Origin of the sequence: Streptomyces africanus (assembly GCF_002150735.1) — a bacterium.
GTDB classification, from domain to species: domain Bacteria; phylum Actinomycetota; class Actinomycetes; order Streptomycetales; family Streptomycetaceae; genus Streptomyces; species Streptomyces africanus.
The window spans coordinates 1-750 of sequence record NZ_MUKA01000468.1 but is presented as its reverse complement, the minus strand read 5'-3'; the positions used below and the strand labels follow the sequence as shown (position 1 = coordinate 750).

The 750-nt window shown below is 74.1% G+C and carries 1 protein-coding gene; it reads right to left on the bottom strand.

The window, feature by feature from the left end:
* Positions 1 to 393: 393 nt before the first annotated feature.
* Complete coding sequence (locus CCL05_RS39960; RefSeq protein WP_086565506.1) at positions 394 to 726, bottom strand: hypothetical protein; 333 nt, start codon at positions 724 to 726, stop codon at positions 394 to 396.
* Positions 727 to 750: the final 24 nt, after the last annotated feature.

Sequence of the window (750 nt, the reverse complement as noted above, 5' to 3'; positions counted from 1 at the left end):
CGTCGGCCGCGCGCTACCGTTCCCACGTCCAGGTGCGCAGGCTGCGGCTACTTCTTCTGGTGAACAACGCCGCCACCTCTGATCTCTGGACACCCGCAGACATGAGCCGCCTGCCGCCGGGGGACACAGGGCGGGCGGCCTCGTCGCTCCAGCCGTCCGGACACGCGAAACGGCCCCCTCGCCCGTCACCGGGAGAAGGGGCCGCCGCACGCCTGCCAAGTTTCAGCCAGCTGGCAAGTACGCGATCGGGCCGCCCGACACCGCCCCCTGCACTTGCGGGAGTGCCCAGGACGGCAGTGGCTACCGCCCGGGGTGGTCGGCCTGGCCCACCAGCCGTGCATCACCGGCAGACCCCCCGCCGTCAGGGTGAGGCGGAACCGCTCGTCGTCCACGTCACTCACCTTCCCACCCGCCCTCGTCGGTGTACGTGTGCAGCGGCAGCCGCGCCTCGGCCGCGAACGCGCGCGGCTCCTCGAGGAACCGCGCCGGCGGCACGCGCAGCGTCGGCGGTGTGGCGAGGAAGCACTCGCGGCATCGGTCGAGCCAGCGGGGCCCGTGGTCCCGGTCGTGGATCACGCCGCTGGTGCGGGACGGCTGGCCGTAGGCTGAGCAGGGCGGCGCCTGCTGCATTCGCGCCCAGGTCTGGGCGAAGCGGGGGTCGGGCGGGGCAGGGGAGAGGGAGGCCGGGGCGACACCCAGCTTGCGGGCGGCCTCCTCGTGGTTCATGCCTGCTCCGCGGGGTGGGGGTGG